The sequence below is a fragment of the Paeniglutamicibacter sp. ZC-3 genome (assembly GCF_025847175.2).
Classification (GTDB): Bacteria; Actinomycetota; Actinomycetes; order Actinomycetales; family Micrococcaceae; genus Paeniglutamicibacter; species Paeniglutamicibacter sulfureus.
In genome coordinates, this window is record NZ_JAOYTG010000005.1 from 196,503 (window position 1) to 220,615 (window position 24,113).

At 61.5% G+C, this 24,113-nt stretch carries 27 protein-coding genes; 11 read left to right on the top strand and 16 right to left on the bottom strand.

All coding sequences use genetic code 11. The features are described from left to right. Positions 1–7: 7 nt before the first annotated feature. The 5 genes from OIU93_RS08315 to OIU93_RS08335 are packed head-to-tail and all read right to left on the bottom strand — an operon-like array spanning position 8 to position 5,415. Positions 8–736 (bottom strand): enoyl-CoA hydratase, encoded by a 729-nt coding sequence (locus OIU93_RS08315; protein WP_264269623.1) that lies wholly within the window; start codon positions 734–736, stop codon positions 8–10. Further along, positions 729–3,065: a xanthine dehydrogenase family protein molybdopterin-binding subunit gene (locus tag OIU93_RS08320; RefSeq protein WP_264269624.1), complete on the bottom strand. Its 2,337-nt coding sequence runs from the start codon at positions 3,063–3,065 to the stop codon at positions 729–731. The genes OIU93_RS08315 and OIU93_RS08320 overlap by 8 nt, the downstream gene beginning before the upstream one ends. After that, on the bottom strand, positions 3,062–3,829 hold the full coding sequence (locus OIU93_RS08325; RefSeq protein ID WP_264269625.1) for an SDR family NAD(P)-dependent oxidoreductase: 768 nt from the start codon (positions 3,827–3,829) through the stop codon (positions 3,062–3,064). Before OIU93_RS08325 ends, OIU93_RS08320 begins: the two co-directional genes overlap by 4 nt. A gap of 15 nt (positions 3,830–3,844) precedes the next feature. Continuing rightward, the gene (locus OIU93_RS08330; RefSeq protein ID WP_264269626.1) at positions 3,845–4,651 is read right to left on the bottom strand and encodes an MBL fold metallo-hydrolase; all 807 of its coding nucleotides are present in this window, start codon (positions 4,649–4,651) and stop codon (positions 3,845–3,847) included. Then, positions 4,648–5,415, bottom strand: a complete 768-nt coding sequence (locus OIU93_RS08335) for an SRPBCC family protein (RefSeq protein ID WP_264269627.1) — start codon at positions 5,413–5,415, stop codon at positions 4,648–4,650. The genes OIU93_RS08330 and OIU93_RS08335 overlap by 4 nt, the downstream gene beginning before the upstream one ends. A gap of 123 nt (positions 5,416–5,538) precedes the next feature. Here OIU93_RS08335 and OIU93_RS08340 point away from each other — a divergent pair, with 123 nt between their 5' ends. Further along, positions 5,539–5,982, top strand: coding sequence for a thioesterase family protein (locus OIU93_RS08340; protein ID WP_264269628.1), 444 nt, complete (start codon positions 5,539–5,541; stop codon positions 5,980–5,982). A 173-nt stretch (positions 5,983–6,155) separates the two neighbouring features. Here the strand turns inward: OIU93_RS08340 and OIU93_RS08345 are convergent, their stop codons facing one another. The 3 genes from OIU93_RS08345 to OIU93_RS08355 are packed head-to-tail and all read right to left on the bottom strand — an operon-like array spanning position 6,156 to position 8,749. Next, the gene (locus OIU93_RS08345; protein WP_264269629.1) at positions 6,156–6,788 is read right to left on the bottom strand and encodes an NTP transferase domain-containing protein; all 633 of its coding nucleotides are present in this window, start codon (positions 6,786–6,788) and stop codon (positions 6,156–6,158) included. A 42-nt stretch (positions 6,789–6,830) separates the two neighbouring features. After that, positions 6,831–8,393 carry a cation acetate symporter gene (locus OIU93_RS08350; protein WP_264269630.1) on the bottom strand — a complete coding sequence of 521 codons (1,563 nt, stop codon included), beginning with the start codon at positions 8,391–8,393 and terminating at the stop codon, positions 6,831–6,833. Next, the gene (locus OIU93_RS08355) at positions 8,390–8,749 is read right to left on the bottom strand and encodes a DUF485 domain-containing protein (RefSeq protein ID WP_264269631.1); all 360 of its coding nucleotides are present in this window, start codon (positions 8,747–8,749) and stop codon (positions 8,390–8,392) included. The genes OIU93_RS08350 and OIU93_RS08355 overlap by 4 nt, the downstream gene beginning before the upstream one ends. A 153-nt stretch (positions 8,750–8,902) precedes the next feature. Between OIU93_RS08355 and OIU93_RS08360 the strand changes: the two genes are divergently transcribed. The 6 genes from OIU93_RS08360 (at position 8,903) to OIU93_RS08385 (ending at position 14,609) form a co-directional block, all read left to right on the top strand. Next, positions 8,903–9,523, top strand: a complete 621-nt coding sequence (locus tag OIU93_RS08360) for a TetR/AcrR family transcriptional regulator (RefSeq protein ID WP_264269632.1) — start codon at positions 8,903–8,905, stop codon at positions 9,521–9,523. A gap of 142 nt (positions 9,524–9,665) precedes the next feature. Then, positions 9,666–11,198, top strand: coding sequence for a class I adenylate-forming enzyme family protein (locus tag OIU93_RS08365; RefSeq protein ID WP_264269650.1), 1,533 nt, complete (start codon positions 9,666–9,668; stop codon positions 11,196–11,198). A gap of 35 nt (positions 11,199–11,233) precedes the next feature. After that, positions 11,234–12,376, top strand: a complete 1,143-nt coding sequence (locus OIU93_RS08370) for an alcohol dehydrogenase catalytic domain-containing protein (RefSeq protein WP_264269633.1) — start codon at positions 11,234–11,236, stop codon at positions 12,374–12,376. Positions 12,377–12,578: 202 nt separating this feature from the next. Continuing rightward, positions 12,579–13,637 carry a GTP 3',8-cyclase MoaA gene (gene moaA / locus OIU93_RS08375; protein ID WP_264269651.1) on the top strand — a complete coding sequence of 353 codons (1,059 nt, stop codon included), beginning with the start codon at positions 12,579–12,581 and terminating at the stop codon, positions 13,635–13,637. Continuing rightward, positions 13,638–13,931: a MoaD/ThiS family protein gene (locus tag OIU93_RS08380; RefSeq protein ID WP_264269634.1), complete on the top strand. Its 294-nt coding sequence runs from the start codon at positions 13,638–13,640 to the stop codon at positions 13,929–13,931. 516 nt (positions 13,932–14,447) lie between these two features. After that, a complete protein-coding gene (locus OIU93_RS08385) occupies positions 14,448–14,609 on the top strand; it encodes a winged helix-turn-helix transcriptional regulator (RefSeq protein WP_264269635.1) in 162 nt (53 codons plus the stop codon). Between the two features lie 428 nt (positions 14,610–15,037). On the opposite strand, the gene OIU93_RS08390 is transcribed toward OIU93_RS08385, so the two are convergent. Together OIU93_RS08390 and OIU93_RS08395 are read right to left on the bottom strand one after the other, a co-directional pair. Continuing rightward, positions 15,038–16,135, bottom strand: a complete 1,098-nt coding sequence (locus tag OIU93_RS08390; RefSeq protein ID WP_264269636.1) for an alanine--glyoxylate aminotransferase family protein — start codon at positions 16,133–16,135, stop codon at positions 15,038–15,040. Positions 16,136–16,300: 165 nt separating this feature from the next. Beyond that, positions 16,301–16,576 carry a hypothetical protein gene (locus tag OIU93_RS08395; protein ID WP_264269637.1) on the bottom strand — a complete coding sequence of 92 codons (276 nt, stop codon included), beginning with the start codon at positions 16,574–16,576 and terminating at the stop codon, positions 16,301–16,303. A gap of 490 nt (positions 16,577–17,066) precedes the next feature. Here OIU93_RS08395 and OIU93_RS08400 point away from each other — a divergent pair, with 490 nt between their 5' ends. Next, the gene (locus OIU93_RS08400; RefSeq protein ID WP_264269638.1) at positions 17,067–17,612 is read left to right on the top strand and encodes a YceI family protein; all 546 of its coding nucleotides are present in this window, start codon (positions 17,067–17,069) and stop codon (positions 17,610–17,612) included. 215 nt (positions 17,613–17,827) lie between these two features. Beyond that, positions 17,828–18,724 carry a hypothetical protein gene (locus OIU93_RS08405; protein ID WP_264269639.1) on the top strand — a complete coding sequence of 299 codons (897 nt, stop codon included), beginning with the start codon at positions 17,828–17,830 and terminating at the stop codon, positions 18,722–18,724. 453 nt (positions 18,725–19,177) lie between these two features. Here the strand turns inward: OIU93_RS08405 and OIU93_RS08410 are convergent, their stop codons facing one another. From OIU93_RS08410 to OIU93_RS08420, 3 genes are read right to left on the bottom strand one after another with little or no spacing between them, the layout of a single operon-like run. After that, positions 19,178–19,441, bottom strand: a complete 264-nt coding sequence (locus tag OIU93_RS08410) for a hypothetical protein (protein ID WP_264269640.1) — start codon at positions 19,439–19,441, stop codon at positions 19,178–19,180. Next, complete coding sequence (locus tag OIU93_RS08415; RefSeq protein ID WP_264269641.1) at positions 19,428–20,222, bottom strand: LLM class flavin-dependent oxidoreductase; 795 nt, start codon at positions 20,220–20,222, stop codon at positions 19,428–19,430. The genes OIU93_RS08410 and OIU93_RS08415 overlap by 14 nt, the downstream gene beginning before the upstream one ends. Before the next feature lie 37 nt (positions 20,223–20,259). Next, the gene (locus OIU93_RS08420; protein ID WP_264269642.1) at positions 20,260–20,931 is read right to left on the bottom strand and encodes an NADPH-dependent F420 reductase; all 672 of its coding nucleotides are present in this window, start codon (positions 20,929–20,931) and stop codon (positions 20,260–20,262) included. Between the two features lie 91 nt (positions 20,932–21,022). Between OIU93_RS08420 and OIU93_RS08425 the strand changes: the two genes are divergently transcribed. Together OIU93_RS08425 and OIU93_RS08430 are read left to right on the top strand one after the other, a co-directional pair. Continuing rightward, a complete protein-coding gene (locus OIU93_RS08425; RefSeq protein ID WP_264269643.1) occupies positions 21,023–21,538 on the top strand; it encodes a MarR family winged helix-turn-helix transcriptional regulator in 516 nt (171 codons plus the stop codon). Between the two features lie 98 nt (positions 21,539–21,636). Beyond that, entirely contained in the window at positions 21,637–22,074 is a 438-nt protein-coding gene (locus OIU93_RS08430; protein WP_264269644.1) for an acyl-CoA thioesterase, read from the top strand. Positions 22,075–22,148: 74 nt separating this feature from the next. Here OIU93_RS08430 and OIU93_RS08435 read toward each other — a convergent pair whose 3' ends face one another. The 3 genes from OIU93_RS08435 to OIU93_RS08445 form a co-directional block, all read right to left on the bottom strand. Continuing rightward, a complete protein-coding gene (locus OIU93_RS08435) occupies positions 22,149–22,559 on the bottom strand; it encodes a DUF2695 domain-containing protein (protein ID WP_264269645.1) in 411 nt (136 codons plus the stop codon). Between the two features lie 144 nt (positions 22,560–22,703). Beyond that, complete coding sequence (locus OIU93_RS08440) at positions 22,704–23,900, bottom strand: pyridoxal phosphate-dependent aminotransferase (RefSeq protein WP_264269652.1); 1,197 nt, start codon at positions 23,898–23,900, stop codon at positions 22,704–22,706. 133 nt (positions 23,901–24,033) lie between these two features. Continuing rightward, positions 24,034–24,113, bottom strand: an 80-nt coding sequence (locus OIU93_RS08445) for an IS3 family transposase (RefSeq protein ID WP_372342868.1), incomplete at its 5' end; no start/stop codon positions are given.

The following is a 24,113-nucleotide window of genomic DNA, read 5'->3' on the forward strand; positions in this document are numbered from 1 at the left end:
TTCTCACTCATCTTCCGGTGAACTGTGGCAAACGCTTCTCAACGCGGGCGCGGATGCCCTCTTGGACGTCATCGCTGTCCCAGCACGCTTCGAAGAGCCGCTCCAGGTCGGGATCGTCCGCTGCAGGCTCGAACAACGTTTCGAGGGCCAGCTTCGAATACGCCAGGGTCAGCGGCGCAAGGGTTGCGATTTCTCCTGCCCAGGAGAGCGCGTCGCTCAGGTCACCGATCCTGTCAACGAGACCGCGGGAATGGGCCCGGAAGACATCCAACACGCCGCTTCCCAGCAAGAGTTCACGTGCCGCCCCTCCCCCGGCAAGAAGGGACAGCCGGCGAACGGTCCAAGGGTCGACCGCTAGCCCGTTGCGGGCGGTGGGAACGGCGAAGACCGCGGAGTCCGTGGCGACACGCAGGTCGCAGGCCAAGGCCATCTGCGTGCCCGCACCGATGGCTGGTCCGTTCACCGCTGCAATGACGGGAACCTGCACCGCGCGGATCGCCTCCAGTGCACCATAGAGCTGTGACCGGAACTCGTCGTTGTATACGCCATCGAGATCGGCACCCCCGGAAAACGCACTTCCCTTGCCGGTAATGACGATGCAGCGTGCTTTTCCAATACCCATTTCCAAGACGGAGTCCCGGAGTGCCTGCAACAGGTCGCCCGACAGGGCGTTTCGTTTTTCCGGGCGGTCGAGCACTATCAGGCCGACGTCGCCATGCATTGTCGTTTCAAGCATTGAGTCCTCCCCATACAGCCGCAGGTGTTACGGGCAGACTCGTAAGTTCCAGCCCGAGAGCATTGTGGATTGCACCCGTGATGACAGCGTTCGGTCCAAGGGTTCCGCCCTCGCCGACTCCGCGGACACCGACCGGATTGTTCGCCGGGTGTTCCACGTGAATAATCGTCATGTCCGGAATCTCGTGGGTGGTGGGCATGAGGTAATCCATGAGCGTTCCAGTGGTGAGGTTCCCGGCCTCGTCGTAGATGAGGTGCTCGTACATGGTCCCGCCGATGCCCTGAGCAATGGCACCAAGGATCTGTCCGTCGACAATCTTTGGGTTGATAGCCCTGCCTGCGTCTTCCGAACACACCCACTTCAGGATCTTCAGCGCCCCGCTGTCACGATCAACCTCAATGACCGCTGCCTGGGCTCCGGCCGCAAATGCGCCGCGAATCGGGTCGTAAAAGCTTGTTGCCTGCAAACCGGGTTCGAATCCCTCGGGCAGCCTGTTGGATTCCAGATATGCAACCCTGGCAACATCGGCCACCGTGGTCACCGGTTCCTGGGTGTTTGAATCGATGATCTTCCCTTGGGTAATGGTCAGGGCCGCCACCTCCTTGTCAAAGAGGGCTGCGGCCAGGTTCAAGACCTTCTCGCGCAGCGCTTCCCCGCTGCGGTGGGCAGCGCCGCCGCCGATGACCGCTTGGCGGGAAGAGAACGCACCAAAGCCCCACAGGGCCTCGTTGGTGTCCCCGATTCGGACGGTGACTTCCTCGAAATCCACGCCGACTGCGTCGGCGACTATCTGCGCCATCGTCGTGCTCAGGCCCTGGCCTTGGTCGGTCACACCGCTAAGGACCGTCACCGTTCCATCGGCTTCCATGCGAGTAGTACAAGCGTCATGTCCTGTTCGAAATGGCATCCGCGGCCCGGCCGAGGCGGCCCGGCCCAGTCCGGTCAGCTCGTTGTAGCACGCGAACCCGATGCCAATGGGGTTCTCCCCCGATTCTCGACGGCGAGTCTGTTCCGCGAGGAATGCCTCGTAACCGATCTCGTCTACACAATTTTCGAGGCACTCGCCATACCAACCCGAATCGTCAATGAGTCTTGATGGCATCCGGTAGGGAATCATGTCCGGGGTGATGAGGTTTTTCCGGCGCATGTCCAAGTCGGTGATGCCCAGTTGCTTGCCGGCCAGGTTGAGCAGGCTCTCCATCACGAAGACGGTGGAGGGGCGTGCGACACCACGATACGGACCGGCATACGCGGTGTTGGTCGTGACTCCTCTGGTGGTGCACCGGTAGTTCTCCAACTGGTAGGGGCCCGACAGCAGGCCGCCGGCCATGAGTGGTTCGATGCCTGCTGTCCAGGGGTACACCGAGTATGCACCGATGTTGCACGTGACGTCGGCTTCGAGCGCCAAGAGGGTACCGTCGGCGGCAAACCCTGCCTTCGCCAGATAGCGGTGGTCACGGGCGTGCGCGGCGGCCTGAAGGTGTTCACTGCGATCCTCGACCCATTTAAGCGGGATGCCCCTCAGCTCGCGGGCCATGAGGCAAAGCGCAAGATCCTCCGGATACAGAATGGATTTCACGCCGAAGCCTCCGCCCACGTCCGGAGCAATGACCCGGACGTTGGATTCGGAAAGCCCCAGCAGCTCGGCGAGCATGTTTCGGACCAGATGGGGCACCTGTGTGCCGGACCAGAATGTCAGTTTTTCCACGGCAGCATCCCAAAGGGCGACCCCTGCCCGGCATTCCATGGGGTTGCCCGCGTGGCGGTTGGTGATGAACTCGCGTTCAACGACCACCTCGGAGCGCGCGAACGCCGCGCCCACGTCCCCGGCATCAAATACCCGTTCGAGCAGAACATTGTCCGGAGCCTGGTCATGGACGGGGACCACCGGCGGAATCCAGGCGGTCACGGTCGCCGGCAACACCTCGTAGCCAACGGCGATGGATTCCACCGCGTCCTCGGCGGTGTAGCGATTACGTGAAACCACCGCGGCCACCGGTTCCCCAGCGAAGCGTACCTTGTCCTTGGCCAGTGGAGGTTGAATAGTCTCCACGTACGACGGAAGCGCCGACTGGGCCCGCAGCCCCATACCGGCGAACATCGGCATCTCACCGGTGAACACAGTGTGCTCACGGACGTTGACACGCGAGTGGTCGATGCCCGTGATCTTTGCGTGACCATGGGGGCTGCGCAGGAAGGCAACATGTTGCATGCGTGGAAGTACGAGATCGGAAACGTAGGAGCCGTTTCCTGTCAGAAGCCGCTGATCCTCAATCCTGGGGATCGAGCGCCCGACGGCACCCTCTGGGGTTGCGATGGTGGCACTCATGACATCGAGTACCCGCCGTTGACGGACAAGATCTGTCCGGTGGTCCACGACGAAACTGGCGAGGCCAGGAGCAGGACCGTCGGGGTTACATCCTCCGGAGTGCCGAAGCGACGCAGCGGGTATGCCGAGAGGATGCGCTTCATTTTCTCATCATCGGCGTTTCCGGTGTGTTCTGCCAGCGAACCTGTCTGGACCAAGGCAATGGACACTGCGTTGGCCCGGATCTTGTGGCGCGCAAATTCCTTGGCCAGCGACTTGGTCAAACCGACAGTCGTGGCGCGGGTGGTCGCGGTGACGAGCAGCCGGGATTCGCCCACACGACCGGAATCTCCCATGAGGTTCACAATCGCCCCCTGCACACCGGCATCGACCATTTGCTTGGCAACGGCCTGGGTCATGCGCAGGGTACCGGTGACTGTGACGTCCACCTGCGGGGCCCAGTCAAGTTCGGTCGAGTCTAGAAAAGGCTTGCTCTGGGTCACTGCTGCGTTGTTGACCAAGATGTCGATCGGACCGAGTTCATTCCCGACGCGTGCCACGGCGTCGTTGACTGCCTGGCCGTCGCGCAGGTCTGCGCCGACGGCGATGGATTTGACTCCCTGGGCTTTGGCCCCCGCTGCAGCGGCTTCCGCACCCTCTGATGAGCTTGCGTAGTGAAAGGCCACGTTGGCGCCTTCCGCGGCAAAGGCCATGCCGATGGCTCGACCGAGCCCCTTGCCTGCCCCTGATACCAATACGTTCTTACCGCGCAGTTGAAGATCCATGACTGTATCCCTTATCTAAAGTTGTTTCCAGGTCCGGACGCCGGCCTGTGATTCGATAGTTCCCGGGCGCATCCCGGGAAAATGTGCTCCGAAGATCGCTGTTCCGGTGTCCGCGAAGTTCTCCACGAATCCCGTCCGCGCTTGAATTGCTTGCTCGGGCAAGACATCGTGGACGTATTCCCAGCCCGGTTCCGTCAGCTCGATGTAGGCGTGGGCCAGGTCTCCAATAAGGACACCGGTGCTGCCCTGGTCCGAAAGAACTATCGCCGACGATCCGGGCGTGTGGCCCACCACCGGAAGCGCATCGATTCCGGGTGCGATGGTGTGTTCGCCGCTGAACGTCTCAAGTTGTTCCCGGAGCGGAGAAAGTTTGCGCACCGCACCGGGATCGGCGGTGTCACTTTCAACGAAGTGTTCCCAGTCCGCTTTGTGCACTCGGTATGTTGCCTTGGGAAAGACCACTTGTCCCGAACGGGTCGCCCATCCGACGTGGTCGAAGTGGAGATGGGTGAACACGACATCGGTGACGTCCTGCGGTTCGAGCCCCTGTTCCCGGAGGCTCTCCAGAAACTGGCCTCCGCGGTATTTGCCGTTGTCGATGCGGCCCACTCCGGCGTCAACCACGACGGTGCGGTCGCCGCTTCGAATCAGGTAGCCGCCAACTTCCATGGCGAGGTTGCCGTGTCCGTCAAGCAGGTGACTGTGGCAGGCCCATGGGTCGCCCTCATATCCGACGCGCTCGAGGACTTCCCGCGCCGGTTCATGCCCATGGCCGTCCAGGAGCGGAACGATCGAATGCCGACCAATGTTCCACCCGCTCACAGCTGCTCCAGGGAGAGGTCTTTCACCGAGGGCTTGGCGGCATTGTTGCCGGCCAACTCCGCGGGCATCAAAATCTGCACCACCAAATGGACGGCTCCCGGCAACGAAAGAGCGGAATGGTTGGATGCCGGCGGGAGTCCGGCCTTGCGTGGGCGCAGCGCTGCGATGAGACCAATGACAGCGACGAGAGCCCCGACTGCAGGAAGTGCGTACTTCGCGATGATCCCGCCCATGCTGCCAAGAGCGTCCAATGGTTCAACGTCGTCCATGGAAACGGGTGCGTCCTCCGATACCGTTCCGGACACGGCCTTGGTAGGGGATCCGGCGGCCATGTCGGCTTCAAGGTTTTTGACGAATTGTCCAAGGATCTTGTTTGCCACATCGGCAACTACGCCGCGGCCGAATTGTGCGACGCGGCCGGACAGTGCCAGCTCCGTGGTCATCACGACCTTGGTGGATGCACCTTGTTCCGTGAGCGCCACGGTGATCCGCGCGTCGACGTTGCCTTGCCCTCCGGTGTCGCTGCCGGCCGCCTTGATCACGGCGCGGTAGGCCGTAGCGTCAGTGTCAAGGTAGCTCGCAATGCCCTGGTACTGAGTGGTGACGGGGCCAACCTTAATCTTGACCGCACCGTGATATTGATCGTCTTCAACCTTGACGATCGCTGCACCCGGGATGCATCGCGCCACACGCTTGAGATCAAGAAGCACTTTCCAAGTTTCCGCAACCGGAAGGTTTACGGTAAACGTATTGATGAGTTCCATGAGACCACCTAACTAATTAACGTTAGTTTGTAGCCTAGTGGCCTCCGTCACTATCGTCAAGTAGTATCTAACTATCAATCATTAGTATCATTCCGAGGGGCTCCTTTGACGCAAGAAACCGCAGTGACCGAAAAAAGTCTCACCCGCAATGACTTCCACATGATCTGCGTGACGGCCACCAGGTGGGCCGACAATGACATGTTTGGCCACCTGAACAACGCGGTGTACTACCAACTATTCGACTCCGCCATCAACGGATGGACCATCGAATCCACGGGCTCCAACCCCATGGATTCAACATGTATCCCCGTGGTCGCCGAGTCGAGCTGCAAATTCTTCCGTGAAGTCTCGTTTCCGGGGTTGTTGGAGATCGGTCTCCGCGTCCATCGTCTCGGCACGAGTTCGGTTGTCTACGAGCTCGGACTTTTCGCGGCCGACGCCGACGGCCAGCGCGTCGAAGAGGTCGCTGCTCTGGGGCGCTGGGTGCACGTCTACCTGGACCGAGCTTCCCGACGCACAGCACCCATTCCTGATGCCGTGAGGGACCTCCTCGCCCCCTTGCTCTGATCCGAAACGAAAATAGGTATTTGTCCCGAAGCCTGGCTGGCTCGGGACAAATACCTATTTTTTTGTGTCCATAGACGTTGACTCCAATTACCGATCGTTCCGCAACCTAAGAATTCAGGGTTCAACCTGCCCGGCCAGTCGCGACGCCCGGCTATCACTCATGCGGCAGGAAGCTATTCAGACCCACCGCAACCAAGCAGATACAGATCTTCCTGGCGGTCAACATCGGCACCATCGCCCAAGTCCGAGCAATCGACCAGATCCACCTTCTCTCGATTCGCTGCAAGCCACGTCTTGGCAGCAGAATCGCCCTCGGCCACCTCGGCGGCCGCCTTCGCCTCCTCCGAGCTGAACAGGATCGGGTGCCCGCGGCGGAGAGGCCCACCGTGGACGGCGTAGGCGGCAGCCGTGACTCGCCCGGGACGTCGCGCCGCCATCAGCCTGGAAACGACCTCCCGACCGACACCGGGCTGATCAACGAGAGTCACGAGTACGGCGCGACCGACGGGCAACGCCCCCACTCCGGCTTGGAATGAGGATCCCATCCCGTCCGCCCATCGGGGATTAATGAGGACATGGGAGGCAGAGAGGTCGGAAGTCGCTAGAACCCTACCTGCTTGGGCACCCAGCACGATGATTACTTCAGAACAGCCACCAGCGAGCAATTCGTCCGCCAAGGTTTCCACCAGGGTCCGCCCCATGAATGGCAGCAGGGCCTTGGGACCGCACCCCAGCCTCGTTCCGGCGCCCGCCGCCAGGATGAGGCCTGTGACGGCCTCATCCTGCGGTGATCGTTGTGTCGACATACGCTCTTCCTAGATCCTTCGATAATTGGAATTCGGGCTCCCCTAGTGCGAGGACCCGCCCGACTCGGCGCCGAAACCGACGTTCGCACGAACGTGTAGTTCCTTGAAGGCGCTCCCGTCATCTTTCCTGCCACGACCGAAGAGATTTCCGATGAAGCATCCGAGGAACCCTGCCGGGATCGACACCAGCACAGGGAATGTCAACGGGAAGGGTGCTTCGGCAGGCCCACCGGGCCAGCCATAGGGGCCCAGTGCAATAAGAACCACTGACACCGCCAGTCCCGTATAGATGCCAGTTATCGTGCCAACGGTGTTCAACTTCGACCAGCTCAAGGACAGTGCCAAGGCAGGGAAATTAGCACTGGCGGCAATGGATAGCGCCAGACCCACCAGCAGAGCTACGTTGATTCCGTCCCCAATGGCAATCGTCAAGACAATCGCCACAGTTCCGACACTGGCCGCCGAAATCCTGGCGACAATAGTCCCCTCACGCTCGGTGCGCGGTTCACGCTGCTTGACCACGTTGAACCAAAGGTCATGCGACATGGCTCCCGAGGCGGATAGGAGCAGGCCCGCCACCACTGCAAGGATCGTTGCAAAGGCAACGGCACTGACCAGGGCAATGAACATATCGCCGCCGAAGGTACCTGCACCTCCACCCAGATGTTCGGCCAACAGCGGCGCCGCTAGGTTACCTCCGGCGGTCTTGCTCTCCATGCCTGCGGGCAGCAACGCCCTGGCCCCGTAGCCGATGACAGAGGTCATGACGAAGAAGGCTCCGACAATGCCAACTGCCCAACCCACCGAATTGCGGGCGGCCTTGGCGTCGGGCACGGTGAAGAAGCGAATCAAGACGTGTGGCAGTGCAGCGGTGCCGACCGCATAGGCCAATCCAGACGACAGCGTATTCAGCGGATGGTTCCCCGATCCGCCCGGACCGAGGTAGCGCTCACCCATGGGGTGTTTCGCCGCCGCGGCCGAGAAGAGCTCAGCAGGGTTGAAATTGAATTTCCACAGAACCATCACCGTCAGCACGCCTCCAATGATCGTCAACAACACTGCCTTGACGATCTGGACCCAAGTGGTTGCCAGCATCCCGCCGAAAACAACATAGAAAAGCATCGCAATGCCGGTCAACACAACAGCTACCTCGAACCGCATACCGGTAAGCGCACGAATGAGGACCCCTGCGCCCACAAGCTGCGCGATCAAATAGAACACGCAGATGATGAGCGTCGCGGACGCAGCCGCCGCACGCACGGGTCGTTTGTTGAATCGGAACGAAAGCACGTCAGCGATCGTGTATTGACCCGCATTGCGCATGCGTTCTGCGAACAGCATGAGAATCAAGAGGAACGAAAAGCAGGCGGCCGTGGCCAGTATCCAGCCATCAAATCCGCTGAGGAAGATCAGGCCCGTAAACCCCAGGAATGTCGCGGCCGACATGAGATCGCCAGCGATGGCAATGCCATTCTGCCTGGCTGTAATGCTTCGCCCTGCCGCAAAGAACTCCGTCTGCGTACTGGTTCGACGAGACGCCCAGTAGGTAACGCCTACGGTGACTGCGATGATGGCCGCGAAGAAAAACAAGCGTGTGAAGTTCATAAAGCTGCTCCCGAGGAACTTGTTGTCGGCAAGATGTGGGAAAGAGCTTCATCTTGCAACGGGACAAAGGTTCGCGTTGAAGCGCGAAGATAAATGGCGGTGACAATCCAAACCGATATGAACTGCGACAGTCCGAGGACGTATGCCAAGCTCATTCCCGGCCACAGCATGGTCGCCATGAGGTCATGGGCAAACGCCGAAAGCAGGATGAAGGCCACGAACCACGACGCGGCAAGGAACAGCAGCGTGGAAACCAATATCTTCCTTCTGCGGATCAGTTCTGCGAATGCCTTCGATGAGGCAATTATCTCGGTATCGAGACTTCGCTGGTATGAATGGTTGAATGGTTGAGTCATGTCGTTCCCGTTCCGGGCCATCCGTTGCCGAATACAACCCCAGTTGACTAACTAATACTCATTAGTGTGATGCACGTAACGTTTCAGGTCAAGGGCTTAGGGTAGTAATGCCATGACAATTTCCACCAAGCAACCGATTGGAGCCATGCCACAGTGGCTGAAGTACATATAGACAGAAGGTCTGCACCAGGGCCGTCGGTCAGCAGCTCCGATGTGCTGGATGCCGCACTCACCCTCTTTGCCGAACGGGGCTACCACGGAACTTCGCTCAAGCAGGTCGCCGACCGCCTGCACATCCGAACGCCGAGCCTCTATAACCACATGGACTCCAAGGCGTCGCTGTTACAGCGGATTGTCTTTGGCACGCTCGATCAAATAGACATCGACCTCGCGGCTTCCAACGACCTTGCCGCAACCCCAAGGGTCCGGCTCCGCAACTGCGTCGAGGCATACGCCCATCGCCATGCGGTCCACCGCAGGGAGGCATTGGTCGTCAATCAGGACACCGCCAATCTGGACGGCGCCGACCTCGCCAGGGCGCAAGAGCTTCAGAGGCGACACGAGCGTACCTTTCGGCAGATCATCGAAGACGGCAAGAAAAGCGGCGAGTTCCACGTCGAACACCCCAGACTCGCGTCCTTTGCCATCCTTGAAATGTGCGTCAGCATTGCACGCTGGTTCAACGACGAGGGCGAACTGAGCGCGGATCAAGTGGCGACCGAATACGGAATTCTCGCCTTGAACCTTGTCGGAGCGTCCAGCGACCTCCGATGATCGGCGGAAATCCAAACCATTTCCCAAAAAGTCTCGCCAAACCGTCCCTTCACCAATACACTAACTATCAATCGTTAGTTACCTTTGATGTTCAGGAGCGAAGTTGCTGGAAAACAATGCAGACACCCTCATTGCCGACCTTTTGGCTCGACAAACCTCGGCGCGCGGGGAGAGCCCAGCCTTCAGTGACACCCGACGGTCCACTACCTATCGTGAAGTGGAAACCAGGACACGTCGACTAGCCGGCCATCTGGCCGCATCCGGGCTCGATCGCCAAGACCGCATACTCATGTTCTTGGACAACGCTGTGGAAGTGGTTGAGGCCTACCTCGCGGCGCCCATCGGCGGGTTCGTGACGGTCTGCGCCAACCCGCAGTCCTCCGATCCGGAAATCGCCTACATCGTAAAAGACTGCTCCCCCCGGGTCATATTGACCGATACCAACCACCTTCCCCAGTTGCTCCCGATTCTCGGACAAACGCCAACGATCTCCCTGGTGATCCTTGCAGGGGCCCAGATCGAGGCCGCAATGCCCGATGTTCCCGGCGTGCGATTCGTTTCATACGACGCCTGGATGGAGCAGGAACCGGCGGAACGCGAGCTCACGCCGGCCGCCCCGGACGACTGGTGCTGGATGCTCTATACCTCCGGGACCACAGGCAAACCCAAGGGAGTGCGGCTCACCCAACGAGGTTGCCTGTGGGTTGCCGCATCCTGTTGGATCCCGGTGACCGAGCTTGGCCCCGCAGATTCCATGCTTTGCGCACTGCCCCTTTTCCATTCATATGCATTGGTTTTGTGTGTCATCTCGACCATAGCCTCAGGCGCCAATTGCATTATCCGTCCGAAGTTCTCCCGCGCTGAGGTCAGCGATCTGCTTGGCGACGGGGTGGTCACATTCTTCCCGGGCGTGCCAACGATGTTCCACTACCTGTTGAAGGGTGCCGAGACTCCTCGGCTCAAAGCACCGAACCTGCGACTGTGCGTTTCGGCGGGGGCATCCATGATTCCCGCCCTCAACCAGGAATTCGAGACATTCGCTGGCGTTCCGCTGTTGGATGGCTACGGGATCACGGAGACCTCCACCATGGTGACCCTGAATTCACCCCACACCAAGCGGATGCCGGGTTCGTGTGGAACACCCATCAACGGGGTTGAGCTCCGCATTGTTGATCCGGCCACTGAAGAAGACAGCCCCGAGGGCGGCTCAGGCGAACTCTGGGTCCGCGGACCGAATGTCATGCTTGGCTACCACAATCGTCCAGAGGCAGATGCCCAGGTCCTGCGAGATGGCTGGTACAGGACTGGGGATCTGGCCCGACGCGATTCGGAGGGGTTTGTCTACATCACCGGGCGCATCAAGGAAATGATTATTAGAGGCGGGGAGAACATCTACCCCGCCGAAATCGAAGCGGTTCTCTTTGAATGCGAAGGCGTGGCCGATGCTGCCGTCGTCGGGGTAGCCCATGAGGCACTCGGTGAGGTGCCCGTTGCCTTCATCGTCGCCTCCGAATCCGGCCCCTTGGACTCAGAGCAGATCATCGCAGCATGCCGGGAACGACTTTCGGCCTACAAGGTTCCCTCCGAGATCATTCAAGTCAGCGGGATCCCCCGCACCGGGTCAGGCAAGATCCAGCGTTACAAGCTGTCCAAGCCCACACCACTCTCGGCTTGAGAACAACGCCTTCCGATCTCTTTGAAAGGGAACCCATGAAAATCCGCGGCGCGGTACTTGAAGAAATCGGGGCCCTACGCCCCTACGCCGATTCACGTCCCATCTCCATTTCGGACCTTGAGCTTGCTCCACCACTGAGTGGAGAAGTCCTGATTCGCATCGAGGCAGCCGGCGTGTGCCATTCGGACCTATCCGTCGTCGACGGCAACAGAGTCCGCCCCGTTCCGATGTTGCTTGGCCATGAAGCCGCCGGTCAGGTTGTGGAACTGGGCGATGGCGTGGACGACCTACATGTCGGCCAGCGCGTTGTTCTGGCTTTCCTGCCACGTTGCGGCGACTGCGACGGGTGCAAGACGGATGGCCTGATGCCATGCGTGCCGGGAACCGTATCCAACAACGCTGGCACGCTACTTTCTGGCGGTTCCAGGTTGCAACGTGACGACCAGCAGGTCCACCACCATTTGGGTGTCTCCGCATTTGCAACGCATGCGGTGGTCGACAGAAGGTCCTTGGTCCCTGTCGATGACGATGTCCCGCCCGAAGTTGCCGCTGTTCTGGGCTGCGCGGTACTGACCGGCGGCGGAGCCGTCATTAACACGGCCCGGCCTCTTCCGGGCCAACGACTGATCGTGGTTGGTCTGGGCGGGGTCGGCATGGCAGCCCTGCTCACTGCCCTGTCCTGCCCTGGCGTTGAGGTCATTGGAGTCGACACCGTCCCGGATAAACTCGAGTTGGCACTCGGACTGGGGGCTTCCTCGGTCATGACTCCCGCGCAAGCCATTGAGGCAGGACTCAAAGCCCACTCCGTCATTGAGTGCGCAGGGAACGCCCGCGCCTTCGAAACCGCGGTGCAGCTAACGGCACCAGGTGGCAAGACCGTGACCGTGGGACTTCCCGCGCCAACGTCCAAATCGGAAATCTCTCCGCTGGGCTTGGTTGCCGAGGCACGCACAATCATTGGAAGTTACCTCGGTTCGGCCGTCCCAAGCCGGGACATCCCCATATTCGTCAAGCTTTGGCGCGACGGAAAGCTCCCGGTTGAACGCCTGATCTCGGCATTGATTGACGTAGAGGAGATCAACGAAGCCATGGACAACCTCGCTAACGGACAGGCAGTACGGCAGGTCGTGGTCTTCCCCGACGCCGAGCCGGGCCTGGGGCAGAGTCGGACACAGTAAAGTGACCCGCAGCTCGCACACCAGCCTGCCCCGGCAGGCTGGTGCAAGCTCCGACCGGCAGCCCTCTTCACGCTGGCAGACATCCGGTGGCACGCTGTCCGCGAACGACAGCGTGCCACTCGAGGCAATGTCACAGGCGGTGGATGACCCTCGATATATGGCGACGAACACAGAAACACCGCGCAGCACCGTCAGCCTGCCCATGCCCACTATCCTGACACCGGCACCCGCGGACGCCCCCGGACTCAGCGACAAGTTCGGCCGACAGGCCACCGACCTGCGCATCTCCCTGATCGACAAATGCAACCTGCGCTGCACCTACTGCATGCCCGCCGACGGGCTGGCCTGGCTGCCCAAGTCCAAGCTGCTGACTCTGGAGGAAATATCCCGGATCGTTCGCATCGGCGTGCGCGACCTGGGAGTGCGCGAACTGCGCCTCACCGGCGGCGAACCCCTGGTGCGCGTGGACCTGCCCCAGATCATCGCCGCGGTGCGGACCGAACACCCGGACCTTCCCATCTCCCTGACCACCAACGGGGTGGGACTGGCCAAGAAGGCAGCGGCGCTCAAGGAGGCCGGGCTGACCCGCATCAACGTCTCCCTCGACACGCTGCATGCCGAGACCTTCGCCAAGCTCACCCGGCGCGACCACATCGACTCGGTGTTTGCCGGGATCGACGCTGCCCTGGCTGCCAACCTGGCGCCGGTGAAGATCAACGCGGTGTTGATGCGCGGAATCAACGACGAGCAGGCACCCGAGCTGCTGGCCTGGGCGCTGGAGCGCGGCCTGGAACTGCGCTTCATCGAGCAGATGCCACTGGATGCCGACCATGTGTGGCGCAAGGACAACATGGTCACCGCCGCGGATTTACGCGCCTACCTGGAGACCCGCTTCAGCCTCTCCCCCGACACACGTCCGCGCGACGGCGCACCGGCCGAACGCTTCCTGGTCTCCACCCCGCAGGACCCCGACACCATCCTGGGCGCGGTGGGCATCATCGCCTCGGTCTCCGAGCCGTTCTGCGCCGACTGCAAGCGCACCCGCATCACCGCCGAGGGCAAGGCCATGAGCTGCCTGTTCTCCCGGGAGGAAACCGACCTGTCCGCGCTGCTGCGAGACGGCGCGGACGATCGGGCCATTGCCGAACGCTGGCGGGCGGCCATGTGGGGCAAGCCCCGGGCCCACGGCATGGACCACACCGGGCTGGGATCCAAGGACTTTGTACAATCGGACCGCTCCATGAGCGCCATCGGAGGATAATTGCGCATTCGATACTTCGCCGCCGCGGCCCACGCCGCGGGCAAGACCGAGGAACGCCTCGACCTGCTCCAACTGCCCGGAGCGACCCTGGGCACGGTGCTCGAACACCTGGTAGCCAACGCCCCGGCAGCTGCCCCGGTCCCCGATAGGCCGCTGCTGCGCCGCACCACCTCGCTGGCCACGGTGCTGGACCGCTGCAGCTTCCTGGTCAACGGCGTGAGCGAACAGGACCACTCCCGCGTACTGCGCCCCGGCGACGAACTGGACGTGCTGCCGCCCTTCGCCGGCGGCTAACAGGGTAATGGACCTGCGAATGTCGGCATTGATGTGCAGCCTACTCTCGCCGAAAATGGTCCACCACTCGACGTAAATCGAGATGACACCCTTCTCTGTGGGAGAGCACTTGGTGGCCGGGAAGTGACAAGCTCTGCGGTGGAGCGCTTGGTGTACAGCTGTCAGTCGTTCTCCGTAGTTTCCGCAGGGGTCTTGAACGGGTAGCCCGGCGCAGGGGCGTTTATCCCCAAGGCCCTCACCGATCGCGATATGTGCGACATGGGCGCCCGTCCAGGCCAGTTTTCCATGAGGGTCCAGTGCGAGTTGCAGCATTGGTGGTATCGAGGGCTCCAAACGAAGGAGTCGGGTTGATTGATCCGCTGCCCACGGTGAGCAAGATGAATCCGGAACCTGCTTGTTATATGGCAGGCAACACGGCTTCTGGGATTGTCCCAGCGCATGTTGACTCTGACGCAGCACAGCCTAGCGTCCCAGCGCCGCTGCGCGCCGTGGAGATCGAGAGCCGGGGCCTGCGCAATGTTCACCGAGGTCCCGCCGCGGGTCGACTATGAGTTGACAGAGGTGGGTCGCACTCTGATTGGATCCGCCACGAACCTTGCCAGCTGGGCGTCCGAACAACAGCCAGCTATCAGTGAAGCCCGCTCAAGGTTGGACAACAAGCAAGAAACCAAACAGTGAAGCGAACCCTCCCGCACAAGGCCAGGTAACACATCGTCAAAGTGTCGGTGCTCCGTGCTCTACTATCACGAAGGCCGCTCGGCCGCAGCACTACCGCCTCGGGGCGGGAAAGGCGACGGGGAATGTTTGACCAATACGAAATCATTGATGAGTGCAGACCGTCGCGGAGACCGACGCACCTGGCAACGGGGACGGAGAAATTTTCGATGTTGCGTGAGCTTCGGATCATGGGAAGCAACGACACGGCCGAATCACTGCACAGAATCGGTCTGATTCTCGGGCACGAAATTTCTTCGCTGGATTCGCTACACTCGTCCGACGCGAACAAGGTGGTCGATCGTTGCCGTCGGTTGCGGCACCGACAGTATTAACCCTAGCCAACGGCCCGTTCCATCCTTGGGACGGGCCGTTGGCAATCAGGTGGGTCACTACGCCTGCGCGATCGTTTCCTTCAGCGCCGACAAGATCAGCGCCACCGAGCTCGGATTGGCGTTCGGGCCCATCAGGCCAATGCGCCACACGGTGCTGGCGTACTTGCCCACGCCCCCGCCGATCTCGATGTTGAAGCGTTCCAGCAGGTAAGCGCGGACCTTGGCCGAATCCACTCCCTCGGGAACGTACACCGTGGTCAGCTGGGGCAGGCGGTGTCCTTCTGCGGCGAACAGCTTCAGGCCCATCTCCTCCAGACCGTCCTGCAGCGCCTTTCCGGCAGCCTGGTGGCGCACGGTGACAGCGTCCAGCCCTTCGGCCAGGATGCGGTCGATGCCCGCCTCCAGCGATGCCACCATTCCCACCGGCGCGGTGTGGTGGTAGGTGCGTCCGCCACCGGAGCCCCCGGTGGTGTATCCGCCAAGCAGACCAAGATCCAGGTACCAGGATTGCGGCTTTTCAACGCGGCGATCGAAGGCACGGTCAGAGATCGTGAACGGTGCGAGACCTGGGGCCACACCGATGCACTTTTGCGTTCCGGCGTAACCGACATCGATCCCCCATTCATCGGCGAGCACCGGCATGCCGCCGATCGAGGTGACGGCATCAACGATCAGCAACGCGTCCTTCTTGATGGCCCCGAGTGCCGCGATGTCGGAAACGACGCCGGTGCTGGTTTCGGCGTGCACTGCGGCAATGACCGTGGGGTTCGGGTGCGCGTCGGCCACGCGCTGGGCGTCGACCGGGGTTCCGTATTCGTGGTCCACGCGCACCACTTCGGCCCCGGCGCGCGAGGCGACCTCGCACATGCGTTCGCCAAAGAGGCCGTTGACCGCGACGACCGCCACGTCCCCGGCTTTCACCGTATTGACGAAGGCGGCTTCCATGCCCGCCGAACCGGTCGCGCTCAATGGCAGCGTGCGCGTGTTCTTGGTTCCCCACAGGGTGCGCAGCCCCTCGGCCGTGCGATCCATCCGGGCAATGAACAACGGATCAAGATGACCCAACAGCGGCAGTCCAAGTGCGGCGGTGGCTTCGGGGTACGGGTTGCATGGGCCGGGGCCGAAGAGGTGGCGAACCGGAACGATATGTGTCATGTGGTCTCTCTTTCTCATGGCAAACTCTGGCGTGCGCAGAGCCAGCCTATTCCTCGCGCAGTTTCATGAAGTCATGTCCGGTACCCGGCACGGAGGCGAGTTCACGATGCTCCGCTTCTGCTCGGGCACCAGTGCCGCAGGGAAAACGCACCCAAGTCCCCGCAATTACGCTGCCTTTAGTGCCCTGTCTGTCGAAACGTCGTCAAGCGACATCAACCGACGGGCTTCCCGCAATGCCTCGGATGCGTCCTTCTTGTCCAGCTGCGCCAATAGCAACAAGTTCGCGATCCGCTGTTCCCTGCGGCTCTTGCTGCTCTCACGTGCCACCTCGATCATGGCCAGGACCCGGGCATGTGCCCGGCGTCCGCGGGCCTCTGGGCTCGCGTCTTCGGGATCCGTAATACTGAGTACGTTCAGTGCCTCTGCGATAACGTCGTTCATATCCTGCCTTCCATTTGGTCTCCGCCCCCACATCTTCGTGACGCGTATCACCACTTTCTTCTCATGGCCAGCCTAGCCTCCATATGAGGGCGAAGCAGAATCGCGAAACTCAGGCGCGAAACCCCGCGCAACATGGGCGAGCGCCATGTCCGCGATACGAAAGTCCGGGGCGGGAGGTCGAATCGGCCGTGGCCACCGAGGAAAATCCCGCGCTATTCGGGCGTCGCTTCACGGGGTCCCGGCGGATGGCCCCGGCCCGCCGACCTGCCTTCCGCCGTCACGCACTGGCCGCCCGCAGTCATTGCCCCCGCCAAACGTTCATCCGGCATTAATGGCAACTCCGCAAAGCCGGGGGAAAACGATGGCAGGTTAAGAAGTGTTGCAGCTCAAATAAAAGTGGTTGACACGTCAACATAGTTGTGGCATATTTATATGCATAAGCATGCAAACCGGTTGACCCGACCGGCTTCCAACACGAAGGAGTTCTCCCATGAGCATTGAAATCACCCCCGGCACCTGGACCCTCGACACCTCGCACAGCGAAGTTGGCTTCACCGTCCGCCACGCGGGTATCTCCAAGGTCCGCGGCGCATTCACCGATGTCACCGGCACCCTGACCGTAGGCGAATCGGTTTCCTCCTCGAAGGTCGAGGCCATCGTCAAGACCGAGTCCTTCGACTCGAACGACAACAACCGCGATGCCCACGTCAAGGGCGCGGATTTCTTCAACGTTGAGCAGTTCCCGGAAATGACCTTCGTGTCCACCGGCGTTGCAGGCTCCCCGGAAGAGTTCGAACTCCTGGGTGAATTGACGATCAAGGACACCACCAAGCCGGTGACCTTCAAGGTTGAATTTGGCGGCGTTGCGGTTGATCCGTTCGGTGCCACCCGCGCCGGATTCTCGGCCACCACCCAGATCTCCCGCAAGGAGTTTGGCATTACCTGGAATGCTGCCCTCGAAGCCGGCGGCGTACTGGTTGGCGACAAGGTCACCATCAACATCGACTCCGCATTCGTGCTCGCGGGACAGAACTAGGCCCTTTCGGCCCCAGTCGGGGTGCCGTCCACCGTGGTGGAGGGCACCCCGAGCCCGTTAATAACGGCATCCGGGTCTTGCCTGCGATTCGCCTGCGCATTAAGCCCGCCCGCGCTGAATGCGCACCTCACCAGCCCTCCTCTACACGGGAGCAGTACGGTACCTTGGAAACGGGGGATCTGCATTTCACTAAACTCGCATAGGGGACGCAACTAATGGTGACACCAAAGAAGGACGAGCTGCATCCACTCGCCGAGGTACACCCGGGTTCCGATCAGGATCTCTACGAATCCAAGATCGTCACGAACATTTCCGGCCGCACCGCGATGACCCGCAAACGCCTGGCCAACGGCCGCGAGACCCGAGCCTTTCTTGATGCTGCGCTGGACCTCACCACCGAACTGTTCAGCCCAGCGCTCTCCGAACAGCTACTTGATACCGACGAGGAGGACGCTCGTCCGGTCATGTCGTATCTGTCCCGCCGCAAAGTCCTGGCCAAGGCCAGGCAGAATTGCGGCGACGACTACCCCCTCAGTGAGAACATGATGCGCCACCGCTGGAGCACGCACGGAGATTTTCTGGCCGACTTCGTTTCCTATGCCCTGGCCGACAAGCACTGGAGCCTTCAGGTCGCGCTCTCGCAACACGCCAAGGACCTTCTGACCTCGGATGATAATTTCCCGAGTGCGGTCCATCGAGTCGCCTATGAAGACCTCAAGCTCGTGCTGGAGCTGCCGGCCTTCCGGTTCCAACTTTTGGCAGTGGCCACGGCACAGGCGGATACCGCATCCGCGCAAGCCCTGGCTCGCATGTATACGAATCTTTCACAGGTGTGGATCACGCTCTACACCAATGTATTTGAACACTATGGGCTCACGTTCAGGCCAGGCGTGACCATGGAAGACTTCAACATCTTGCTGCAGGCCATGGCGGAGGGTCTTGGGCTGCGCTTGATTTCCGGGGTGGGAGAACGACTGCTCGATCATGAGAAGCGGACTTCGCTGCTGGGAACCGCAGCACTTTCGCTCTTTCTGGCATTGGTCGATCCCGGCGATGGGCTTACCATCGAACAAGCAGCGGAGACCGCCATGGGCCAGAGGCGAAAGCCGTAGGTTCGGATTTGCCCGACCGGGAGATTTAGGAGCGGAGGCCGGCTGCCCCAAGCAGCCCGGCGCCCCCACTCCAGCTGCGACATTGGTCGTTATCGGCAACGGTCCGCATCGACATCCGCCCAGGTCCTACCCTGAAAGGTCCGGCCCAGAGTACTGGTGCCGAAGTGTTCGATGCGCCCCGATCCCCCCGCCAAAAACGCAGGTGGTACGGAACCCAACAAGTATGCAAACGCTTGAAGGCGTCGGGAAGAACCGCTTCACCATCAGCAGTTCGGCTTTCCCCCAAATTTCACCCCACGCTTTCAAAGCCGATATACCCGTTTGGTTCACAACCACAGGACTTATCCAAACAAAGAGTGGTTCCCCGGCTCTACCCTCACTTGGGTCGACCTGACTGGGTCCACCCAGCTGGGTCCCAACCGTGAAACCACGCCTGGACAGGTTGCTGTGAAGCTACTTTTGGGCCAGCAGTCGCTGCACGCGCGGCTTAACCTCGGTGGCCAGCAACGTGATCGACTCCAGCAGGTGTTCCTGCGGGAGGCCTCCGATATCCATTTGGAGGAAGTGGCGCATATGTCCCATGTAGCCATGCAGATGGACGATGCGCTCGGCCACCTCGTCAGGCGAACCAACGTAGTAGGCGCCCGGGGCCTCGGCCTGCGCGTCGTAGGCGCGCTTGTCCGGCGCCGGCCAGCCACGCAGTTCACCCATTTCCACGTTGAGGTTGTACCAACCCGGGTAGAAGCGCTCGAGCGCTTCCTTCTTGGTCGGGGCCACCAGACCCAGCGCCGCCACCGAGACCTTGAGCGAGTCCTCCGAATGCCCGGCCTGGGCCCCGGCGCGCCGGTACAAGCTCGGCCAGCGGGGCGAAGCGGTGTGGCTCCCCGCCAATGATGCCGTAGGACACCGGCAGGCCCATTTGCCCGGCCCTGGCGGAGGAACTTGCATTGCCGCCGGTGGCCACCCATACCGGGAGCCTGCCACCGAGCGGACGAGGCACCACTGCCAGGTCCGCAATCGCCGGTCGCTTCGTGCCGGACCAGGTGACGTTCTGGGTGTCGGCGTTGTTGATTGCCATGAGCAGGTCCAGTTTTTCGGCGTAGAGCTCGTCATACTCGCCCAGGTCGTAGCCAAAGAGCGGGAACGTCTCCACGGAGGAGCCGCGTCCGGCGGTGATTTCGATGCGCCCTCCCCCGGAGATGGCATCGGCCGTGGCGAATTGCTGGAAGACGCGCACAGGGTCGTCGGTGCTGATGATGCTCGCTGCACTTCCCAGTTTGATCCGGTCCGTGGTGGCCGCCGCGGCGGCGATCAGGGTGCCGGGCGAGGACGCAGGCATGCTGGTGGTGTGGTGTTCACCCACGCCGAAGTAGTCCAGGCCTGCCTCATCCGCGTGCTTGATCGCCGCGAACAGGTTTTGGATGGATTCTCCGGTTGATCGCAGTGATCCGTCGGCATTGCGCTGGGTGTCACCGAAGCTGTAGGCACCGATTTCCATGTGGTCAATCCTCATTTGTTGGTAAGCGTGTGGCGGTTCAGGCGGCGGCAAGGCTACGCTGCAGCTCCTGCGCCAGTTCGGCGGCGTTGAAGCGGCCGTTGAAGATCTCGGTGCCGGGTTCAAAGGATCTGCCCGCCGAGAGTTCGCCGGCATCAAGGGAGTCGAAGCCCAGGGTGTCGACGAACGTGGACACCAGTGCCTTGGCGCTCTCGTCGTCCCCGGCGACCACCAGTGCGCGGCGGTTCTGCGTCCCCGGCGCGGCGGCATCCGGTTCCATCTCGTGGTAACCGATGTGGTTGAAGGTCTTCACTACCCGAGACCCGGCCAGGTATGCGGACACGACCTCGCTGGAGGACAGGTGTGTGTTCTCGAAATCGGCAATGTCGCCGTCGGTGGCAGCCCAGTAGTTCATGGCATCGATGACGATCCTGCCGCCAAGGGCTTCCGCATTCAGGGACTTGTACTTGTGTAGCGGGATGGCGACCACCACGAGGTCCGAGGCCGCGGCCTCGGCCGCGTCGACGGCCACCGCGCCAGGGGTGACGATTTCGATGATCAGCGCGTTGTCGGCTGCTGGCTTCGAAGTCGCGACCTTGACGCGGTAACCGGCGGCAACCGCCAACCGGGCAATAGCCGTACCTACGCGCCCGGCACCCAGGATGCCGATCGTCCCCCGGGAAGCCACGTTTTCTTGTGCGCCGATATCCATGTCCTGCCTTCCGAAAATTTATGTTGTAATACAGACTATATTCCGAACAGATCATCTGCGCAACACCGCAATCTCCGGTATGATGGATGTCATGGCTTCCACTTCGCACCCGCCCCTCGTCTTCGACAAGTCGTTGCCGGGATTCCTTCCCGGCGATCTCGCTTGGCACCTGGGAATGATCCTGCGCGGACACCAAACGCACTTCGCAGAGGCTGTCGCGGAGATGCCATGTTCGGTGCGCGGCTTCCAGATGCTTTCCACCGTGGTTCACCATGACCCCGCAAACCAGCAGGCTTTGGGTGCTCACCTGGGCATCGACCGCACGGTGTTGACCTACCTCATCGACGACCTCGTGACTGCCGGCCTGGTTGAACGCGTGCCTGCTCCCACGGATCGACGAGCGCGGAAGATCGTTGCCACGAACCAGGGCGAGGCATTGCTGAAAAGGATGGAGGCACGCGTAGCCGCTGCCGAACAGACCCTGCTCACCGAACTTGACGCCGGTGAAAGCGAGCAGCTCGCGCACCTGGTTTCCAAGCTCTCCATGGCGATCCATCGAGCGCAGCCCGGCGCCAATCCCTGCGAGGCCATGGACCACCTGGGCTAGCCACCGAGCCGGCGGGCACGGACCTCCGACCTGCCCCGGGCGAACGGTTCCGGTCACCAACTGTGATCCAACAGTCGCCAACACCATAGACTCGTGACATGAATACTGGCGACATCACCTTCCACACCCGCAAATGGGTCCGCCCCGAAGACCTCAACGCCAATGGCACGCTCTTTGGAGGAAGCCTGCTGCGCTGGATCGACGAGGAAGCCGCGATCTACGCGATCGTCCAGCTCGGAAACGGATTCGCCGTTACGAAGTACATGTCGGAGATCAATTTCGTTTCCTCGGCGCAACAGGGCGACCTCATCGAGATGGGCCTGACCGCCACCCACTTCGGCCGCACCTCACTGACCATGCGCGCCGAGGTCCGCAACATGATCACCCGGCAGTCCATCTTGACCATAGAGAAGATCGTGTTCGTGAACATGGGCCCGGACGGTATCCCAGCCCCGCACGGCTACTCGGAGATCACCTACGACCGCGACCGCATTCCCGGCGAGCACCTGAAGATCAAACAGCCCGAGGAGCTGTAGCCGCAGCGTCCGGTTGATTGCCCCGAAATCGGGCGTGCTCCGGCGGGTTTTGCGGAACCCACCTGAATTCCCGGTTACGACGCATCCTTCACGGGGCGAAAGACTCCCCCGCCCCACTGGACACCGCTGCGCATCAGCCACAATTCACATGGCCGAATGGTTCCCAGCCGGACCTTGTGGCATGGCGGAACATAGCTTTCGTCGAGTTCTCCGTCTTCGCCGCGAGTCCAGAGCTCGTCGTTGATCCTGAACACGTTGGCCATGACCTCGCAATCGCAATAGCCTCCGAGTTCGGGGAATTTCCGCTCCAACGAGGTTGCCCGCGGTGCACGCAGATCACGGTAGGTGGTGCACCACTTCAACCCGCTACACCCATGCTCGAGCATCCGGTTGACGTAACAAGCCAAGCATTCGTAGCGTGGCGGCAGCAGCAACTTAACGACCTTGAGCGCATCCTCAAGTTCCGAGACGGTGTATTGGTCCATGGCGAACTCCTTGAATCGGTGGAGTCTTCAGCATGCGATCAATACCCGACGTCCGGCCCTTCAAGGCGTCGGGACTGTGGGCAGGTAAAGTTAACCGCCCGGCGCTCGTAGCTGTGTGGGGAGGCTTTCTTCCCGTGCGGGAAATCAGATGTTGCCCTGGAACCGCACGATCCGTTCGATGGCCTCGGTCACCGCATCGAATCCGGCGGCAAAACTGAGGCGAACATGGTGCTGTCCGTTGACGTGGTCGAAGTCGTTGCCGGGAACAATGGCCACGCCCTCAGCTTCGAGTAGTGCGGCACAGTAGGCGGCGGCATTTACATGGGGGCCGAGCTGGTCGCCCAGATCCGCATACAAGTAGAAGGCGCCGTCGGCAGGCGCGCTCTCGCCCCAGCCAAGGCGACCCATGGAGCCCAGCACCGCGGCGCGGGTCCGCGCGAATTCGGCAACCCGCGCTTCGGCCTCGGCGTAGGAGTCCTCGGTGAATGCGGCCAGCGCGGCATATTGCGCTGGGGCCGGCGGGCACAGCGCCACGTTGCCGGCCAGCGCGTCCACGGTGGACAGCATGTCGTCGGGAACCAGTGCCCAACCCAAGCGCCAGCCGGTCATGCCCCAGTATTTGGAGAAGCTGGAGATCACCACGGTGTCGGTGTCCAATTCCCAGGCACTGACCGAACGGCGGACTTCCGACCCCGGTTCCGGGTAGTCGATGCCGTGGTAGATCTCGTCGCTGATCAGCCTGACGCCGCGTTCCTTGCACCACCCTGCGAGCTCCTCGAGCTCACTGCCGGAGACCATGGTGCCGGTGGGGTTTGCCGGGGAGGCCAGCATCAGTCCGTCGAGCCGTCCGTGTTCCCGCCAGGCTGCTTCCAGCAGCTGCACGGTGGGCTGGTAGCGGGATTCCTGTCCGGCATCCAGCTCAATAACATCGATTCCCAGAGTGCGCAGGATATTGGCGTAGGCCGGATATCCGGGCCGCGCCAATGCCACCTTGTCTCCGGCATTGAAGGCGGTTAGGAAGGTCAGCATGAACGCGCCGGAACTCCCGGTGGTTACAGCGACGTTGTCCGCCGAAACCTCCATGTTGTACCAACGCTTGTAGTGTCCAGCGATGGCTTCCCGCAGTTCCCGGATGCCCAGCGCGGGCGTGTAGGTAAACGGCGTGCCCGCGGCATGGATCTCGGCCGCCCGCCGTGAAACCTCGGAGGGGGCACCGTCGCTGGGCTCGCCCGCGCACAGGGAAATGACATTCCGGCCCGTGGCACGCAACTGGGCGACCCGATCCAGGATGTTCATGACCTCAAACGCCGGAACCTTCGCCCGGTCCGCGACCTTTAACATGCTCTGCACTTTTCCTCCGGTACCTTGTGCCGCATTGACGACTTCACCAAGCCTGTCACATGCCGGTGGGCAGACGCGCGAAGGCCCCACCGGTTGAACTGGTCCCCGAAAGTTGGACTCGGTAAGTAAAAGTCTACGCAGCCAGTGCCTGGGCCCGGTATTTCATCGGGCTCAGGCACTCGAGCGTTAACGAGATGCGGTCATAGTTGTACC

Bases quoted from the DNA above. Each gene is read 5' to 3' on its own strand.
- OIU93_RS08405 (WP_264269639.1), top strand. From the start codon at position 17,828: ATGGTGACACCAAAGAAGGACGAGCTGCATCCACTCGCCGAGGTACAC.
- OIU93_RS08320 (WP_264269624.1), bottom strand. From the start codon at position 3,065: ATGAGTGCCACCATCGCAACCCCAGAGGGTGCCGTCGGGCGCTCGATC.
- OIU93_RS08395 (WP_264269637.1), bottom strand. From the start codon at position 16,576: ATGAACGACGTTATCGCAGAGGCACTGAACGTACTCAGTATTACGGAT.
- OIU93_RS08430 (WP_264269644.1), top strand. From the start codon at position 21,637: ATGAATACTGGCGACATCACCTTCCACACCCGCAAATGGGTCCGCCCC.
- OIU93_RS08370 (WP_264269633.1), top strand. From the start codon at position 11,234: ATGAAAATCCGCGGCGCGGTACTTGAAGAAATCGGGGCCCTACGCCCC.
- OIU93_RS08415 (WP_264269641.1), bottom strand. From the start codon at position 20,222: ATGGAAATCGGTGCCTACAGCTTCGGTGACACCCAGCGCAATGCCGAC.
- OIU93_RS08355 (WP_264269631.1), bottom strand. From the start codon at position 8,749: ATGACTCAACCATTCAACCATTCATACCAGCGAAGTCTCGATACCGAG.
- OIU93_RS08325 (WP_264269625.1), bottom strand. From the start codon at position 3,829: ATGGATCTTCAACTGCGCGGTAAGAACGTATTGGTATCAGGGGCAGGC.
- OIU93_RS08385 (WP_264269635.1), top strand. From the start codon at position 14,448: ATGTTCACCGAGGTCCCGCCGCGGGTCGACTATGAGTTGACAGAGGTG.
- OIU93_RS08440 (WP_264269652.1), bottom strand. From the start codon at position 23,900: ATGTTAAAGGTCGCGGACCGGGCGAAGGTTCCGGCGTTTGAGGTCATG.
- OIU93_RS08420 (WP_264269642.1), bottom strand. From the start codon at position 20,931: ATGGATATCGGCGCACAAGAAAACGTGGCTTCCCGGGGGACGATCGGC.
- OIU93_RS08400 (WP_264269638.1), top strand. From the start codon at position 17,067: ATGAGCATTGAAATCACCCCCGGCACCTGGACCCTCGACACCTCGCAC.
- moaA (WP_264269651.1), top strand. From the start codon at position 12,579: ATGCCCACTATCCTGACACCGGCACCCGCGGACGCCCCCGGACTCAGC.
- OIU93_RS08315 (WP_264269623.1), bottom strand. From the start codon at position 736: ATGCTTGAAACGACAATGCATGGCGACGTCGGCCTGATAGTGCTCGAC.
- OIU93_RS08350 (WP_264269630.1), bottom strand. From the start codon at position 8,393: ATGAACTTCACACGCTTGTTTTTCTTCGCGGCCATCATCGCAGTCACC.
- OIU93_RS08435 (WP_264269645.1), bottom strand. From the start codon at position 22,559: ATGGACCAATACACCGTCTCGGAACTTGAGGATGCGCTCAAGGTCGTT.
- OIU93_RS08390 (WP_264269636.1), bottom strand. From the start codon at position 16,135: ATGACACATATCGTTCCGGTTCGCCACCTCTTCGGCCCCGGCCCATGC.
- OIU93_RS08425 (WP_264269643.1), top strand. From the start codon at position 21,023: ATGGCTTCCACTTCGCACCCGCCCCTCGTCTTCGACAAGTCGTTGCCG.
- OIU93_RS08345 (WP_264269629.1), bottom strand. From the start codon at position 6,788: ATGTCGACACAACGATCACCGCAGGATGAGGCCGTCACAGGCCTCATC.
- OIU93_RS08335 (WP_264269627.1), bottom strand. From the start codon at position 5,415: ATGGAACTCATCAATACGTTTACCGTAAACCTTCCGGTTGCGGAAACT.